Origin of the sequence: Fulvivirga aurantia (genome assembly GCF_009711475.1) — a bacterium.
Taxonomy (GTDB): Bacteria; Bacteroidota; Bacteroidia; order Cytophagales; family Cyclobacteriaceae; genus Fulvivirga; species Fulvivirga aurantia.
Genome location: NZ_SMMD01000646.1, coordinates 1 through 5,158, shown reverse-complemented (window position 1 = coordinate 5,158; position 5,158 = coordinate 1). Strand labels below are relative to the sequence as shown.

At 40.7% G+C, this 5,158-nt stretch carries 5 protein-coding genes; 4 read left to right on the top strand and 1 reads right to left on the bottom strand.

The window, feature by feature from the left end:
• The 4 genes from hutH to E1176_RS06415 form a co-directional block, all read left to right on the top strand.
• Nucleotides 1-1,363: histidine ammonia-lyase (gene hutH / locus E1176_RS06430; RefSeq protein WP_155209768.1), on the top strand; the 1,363-nt coding region annotated here is incomplete at its 5' end.
• Between the two features lie 62 nt (nt 1,364-1,425).
• A complete protein-coding gene (locus tag E1176_RS21340; protein WP_155209766.1) occupies nt 1,426-3,264 on the top strand; it encodes a T9SS type B sorting domain-containing protein in 1,839 nt (612 codons plus the stop codon).
• A gap of 131 nt (nt 3,265-3,395) precedes the next feature.
• Nucleotides 3,396-3,728, top strand: a complete 333-nt coding sequence (locus tag E1176_RS06420) for a YbaB/EbfC family nucleoid-associated protein (RefSeq protein ID WP_155209764.1) — start codon at nt 3,396-3,398, stop codon at nt 3,726-3,728.
• On the top strand, nt 3,728-4,753 hold the full coding sequence (locus E1176_RS06415; protein WP_155209762.1) for a glycosyltransferase family 2 protein: 1,026 nt from the start codon (nt 3,728-3,730) through the stop codon (nt 4,751-4,753). Before E1176_RS06420 ends, E1176_RS06415 begins: the two co-directional genes overlap by 1 nt.
• Here E1176_RS06415 and E1176_RS06410 read toward each other — a convergent pair.
• The gene (locus E1176_RS06410) at nt 4,750-4,968 is read right to left on the bottom strand and encodes a PspC domain-containing protein (protein ID WP_155209760.1); all 219 of its coding nucleotides are present in this window, start codon (nt 4,966-4,968) and stop codon (nt 4,750-4,752) included. The two genes, E1176_RS06415 and E1176_RS06410, sit on opposite strands and share 4 nt — an antisense overlap.
• Between the last annotated feature and the right edge of the window lie 190 nt (nt 4,969-5,158).

Genomic DNA, 5,158 nt, shown 5'->3' with positions numbered 1-5,158 from the left:
TTTAGATCAGAAAATTGCTTCATCCAACAAGCCGGTGTATGGTGTAAATACGGGATTTGGGTCTCTTTACAACAAAAACATTAGCAACAACGACCTAAGTAAGCTTCAGGAAAACTTAGTAAAATCTCACGCTTGCGGTACCGGAGATGAGGTGCCGGACGAGATTGTGAAACTGATGCTATTGCTTAAAATCCAGTCGTTGTCATACGGAAACTCAGGTGTGCAGCTTGCCACGGTCAAAAGACTCATTGATTTTTATAATCACAACGTTTTACCTGTAGTATATGAAATGGGCTCTTTGGGAGCTTCCGGTGATTTGGCTCCTTTGGCTCACCTTTCTCTCCCCTTGATTAACCTGGGAGAGGTACGCTATAAAGGCAAAAGAATGCCAAGCAGTGAGCTCAACAGCATTATGAAATGGGAGCCTATTGAGTTTAAAGCAAAAGAGGGCTTAGCGTTACTCAACGGCACACAATTGATGAGTGCTTATGGTATTCACTGCCTCATTCATGGTGAAAAGCTGCTTAATCTTGCCAGTACCATCGGGGCACTTTCTCTTGACGGATTTGATGGACGGATTGAGCCTTTTAGCGAAAGCGTGCATCGCATCAGACCTCAGCGAGGTCAGGTGATGATCGCCCGTAAATTCAGACACTTATTAGCGGGTAGCGATATTATTGCGCAACCAAAAAAGCATGTACAGGACCCTTATTCTTTTAGGTGTATTCCTCAGGTGCATGGAGCCAGTGCCGATGCCTTGTATTATGTGAAAGATATTTTCTTAACGGAAGTAAATAGTGTCACTGACAATCCTAATATCTTTCCAGACGAAGATGAAATTATTTCTGCAGGTAATTTTCATGGGCAACCCCTAGCCTTACCCTTAGATTTTCTGGGTATCGCCTTGGCAGAGCTAGGTAATATTTCGGAACGAAGAACCTATCAACTGATCTCTGGCGCACGCGAACTGCCTAATTACCTTGTGGCAAATCCCGGTATTAACTCTGGACTTATGATTCCTCAGTACACAGCCGCCTCTTTGGTGAGTCAGAATAAACAATATTGCTCACCTGCCTCAATAGACAGCATTGTTTCTTCAAACGGACAGGAAGATCATGTGAGCATGGGTGCAAACGCAGCCACTAAAACACTGAAGATAGTTAACAATCTTTACCGTATATTGGCTATTGAGTTGATAACGGCTGCACAGGCGATCTCTTTTAGAAGGCCATTAAAGACCTCCGAATATCTGGAAGATTTTATGGGCAATTTTAGAGAAAAGGTGCCGTTTATTGAAGATGACCGTGTATTGCACGATGACATCGCCAATGCCGTTGATTTTTTAAAGCAAGTAAAACTTTAGTGCACAAATTAGCCACATATTTTTTTCTGGTCGTTTTCTCATGCCTGATTGGTCAAAAATTGGTGGCTCAACCTTTTCCTAGTGCCAATGGCTGGTTTGAAGTAAGCGCGATCAGAGGGTGTACAGGCACTTCTGTGACTGTCAATGTCACACCTTCTGCACCAATTGACTGCGCTGCTTGCCCCATAGAATGGAGAGACGGCTCAGGCAATGGGCATGTTACAACTAACCCTACGCACACCTATAATCAGGCTGGTGAATTTTATTTACGGATCTTCTTCCAAAACGACAATGGCCCGGATTCGGTACTTATAGATATCAATCAGTCAGAACCCCCGGAATTTGACCTGTATGCGTGCACTGGCTTTAGAGTCTCAGTAGATATTACTGATACAAACTATGATAACTATGTCATAGAAGATGGACTTGGCGGAGAGGTAACTATTGCTCAGGGTGATCCGGATCCTGTTTTTTCTTATGGTAATAATGCATCAAGAACTATTACAGTCAGAGGTTTAGATGATGATGCAGTAGACAACTGCCCGGGCAACTCGCAGGATATCAATCCATTAAACGCACTTCCTGCCGGCTCAATAAGTACAGTAAACGTTATTTCTGAAAGTGAAGTAGTTTTAACATATAATCTGGCCGATAACATATTGTATCGACTACAAATCGTAGCAAATGGTGGCAGTGCTTATGCGCCATTGAAGTTCCTGAATTCATCAACCTCCTCTGATACGATTCGCAACCTCGACCTGGTTGATAACCATTATTGCTTTAGAATTGCCACCATGAATGCTTGTGATAACATAATTGACAACCTCTCACCAAGCATCTGCACAATCATTCCTAATCTCAACACTCAGGATAATGTCAACGAATTGTCATGGGAAACCTCGGATCCAAATGGTGTGCTCACTGGTTTTGATATTTATAGAGATGATGACCCTACAAATCCGTTGGTCACTGTACCAGCCGGCAATCGATCTTTTAGTGATATCGATATAATTTGTAATACTGAATATTGCTATACGCTCGTTGGTCAATATGGTAGTTCTACTAGTACATCTACTTCAGTTTGTGGCACTTCATTTAGCACAGTACCTCCAGATCCTATAGAAAACATCTCTGCCATAGTAAACGAGAATACTATAACTCTAAACTGGCAGGCCCCCTCTGCTGCCACCTCCTTATCTTACACTATTTTTAAAAACAACAATGGACAGCTGATTCAACAAGGTACAAGTGACACAACTATTTTTGTAACTAATGAGGTAGATCCATTGATGAGTCATTGTTTTGAAGTGCACACGCAAGATGAGTGCGGAAATGCTACTTCAGAAAGCATTTTAGCCTGTTCAATTGCTCTAGCCGGAAATATTGATGCTGAAGACAATATAACACTCAACTGGAATGAGTATGTAGGTTGGCAAAATGGTGTGACGTCTTATAGCATTATTAAATCGTATGGTAATGGCAATAGTTCAACATTTACAACAACTGATACCTCGTTTGTTGAAACAGACACCTCTCCAAATCAGGTAATCATCTATTCTATTCAGGCAAATCCTGCAGATAACTTAATAGAGAGTGTTTCAAACACTATAACACTGATTAAACCCAACAACATCTATTTTCCCAATGCCTTCACCCCGGATGGAGACGGCCTAAACGATAGTTTTGGTATCAATGGAAGGTTTATAGTCAATTTTGAGTTGAAGATTTTTAACCGTTGGGGTGAGATGATTTTCACCTCTTCTTCAATGGAAAACAATTGGGACGGCACACTCAATGGCAATCCATTACCACAGGGGTCATATGCTTTTACGGCTACTATGACAGATCAGGCCGGACGAGAAATTGAGAATGATGGCACCATCGTATTGCTAAGGAAATAATTATCACTATTTATCAGATTTAATTTTGAATTTGAAGCATTCCCATTCATTTTTGCGCTCCTAATTTAAAGTCTTGATTAACACATACCTAAAAACATCGTTTTAAGGGTAGACACAAAAAGCAGATATATATGTTTGATATGATGAAAATGATGGGCAAGATGAAAGAGGTGCAGGCCAAAGTAAAGGAGGCCCAGGCCAATCTTGTCAACATCAAAACTACTGGCGAATCTGGTGGCGGTATGGTAAAAGCTACAGTAAACGGTAAAAAAGAGCTTATTTCTCTCGATATCGATAACGAGTTGGTGAAGCCGGAAGACAAAGAAATGCTTCAGGACCTAATTGTAGCAGCTGTAAATAAAGCTACTCAGGAGGCAGAAGTACTTGCTAAAGAAGAAATGAAAAAAAGCACCGAAGGATTGTTGCCTAACATACCAGGCATGGATCTGAGCGGCATGTTTTAATGAGAGTAGCAGTTGTAATACTCAACTACAACGGCAGACATTATCTGGAGAAATTTCTCCCGGGAGTGGTAGCCAATAGTAAGGGCCACCGCGTGATAGTGGCAGACAATTGCTCTACAGATGACTCTGTAGACTTCCTTAAAAGCAACTTTCCTGAGGCTGAGCTTATCCTAAATACCACCAATAAAGGCTACAGCTATGGTTATAATGAGGCGCTAGGTAAACTAAAGCAGGAAAAAATCGACTATTACGTCTTGCTCAATTCTGACGTAGAAGTCACGCCAAATTGGATTGAGCCTGTAGTCAAGATGATGGACGAAGACTCATCAATTGCCGCTGCTCAACCTAAAATACTAGATCAGAAAAGAAAAACCCATTTCGAGTATGCGGGTGCTGCGGGCGGTCACATCGACACGCTGGGCTATCCGTTTTGCAGAGGTCGTTTGTTTTTAAACCTTGAGCAAGATCAGGGACAGTACAATGACCCACAGCAAATCTTTTGGGCAACTGGAGCATGCTTATTTATCAGATCATCGGTTTTTCACCAACTAGATGGTTTTGACCCTGACTTCTTCGCACATATGGAAGAAATTGATCTGTGCTGGAGAATCAATAATGCCGGCCTTAAAGTCTATTACAATGGAGAAAGTAAGGTATATCATGTTGGTGGTGGAACATTAGATAAATCGAACCCCAGGAAAACCTACCTTAATTTCAGAAACGGACTTTCGCTATTATATAAAAACTACACTACAAGCGAGCTTTGGCTCAAACTGCCTATTCGCATATTATTAGATATAGTAGCTTCCATCAAATTTATGGTGTTTGACTCATTTAAAGATGGGCTGGCTGTCATCAGAGCACATGTAGATTTTGTTACAGAGCTCCGTTCAAACTTCAAAAAGAGACAAGCAACCAAACGACAGAAAAAGATGAGTAAGCTACCTATTATATATAGTGGCTCTATTGTTTTTGAACATTTTGTGAAAGGTAAACAGAAGTATAGCCAGCTAAAATCTGACTAGTAATACCACACCGAGTTGTTTCTTCTTCTAAGGTGCTTTCTGAGATTCATAATGAATGCCATGCCCAGATATATGATAATGGGAGAGCCAAATGTGAGGAAAGAAGCATATATAAAGAAAAGCCTAATACTGGATGTAGCCAACCCCAGCTTATCACCAAGCCTGGTGCACACGCCAAATGCGTATTTTTCGAAGAAATGCTGTAGCCTTTTCATAGTGTAAATTTCTAAAAAAACGAGCGTTTTTAAAACAAATTGTACGCTTAAACCTTTATATCATGTGACTTAACGACAAATATGCGTCTTTACAAATATAAAGCGCACATTAATAAATGTCGCCTAGTCAAATGCGATTTTTTTTACTATAATTGCATTACTAATTAGATAACAATATTTTTGAAATCCT

What these genes read in the sequence shown, in the direction of transcription:
- E1176_RS06410 (WP_155209760.1), bottom strand. Translation starts at nt 4,968, where the DNA reads ATGAAAAGGCTACAGCATTTCTTCGAAAAATACGCATTTGGCGTGTGC.
- E1176_RS06420 (WP_155209764.1), top strand. Translation starts at nt 3,396, where the DNA reads ATGTTTGATATGATGAAAATGATGGGCAAGATGAAAGAGGTGCAGGCC.
- E1176_RS06415 (WP_155209762.1), top strand. Translation starts at nt 3,728, where the DNA reads ATGAGAGTAGCAGTTGTAATACTCAACTACAACGGCAGACATTATCTG.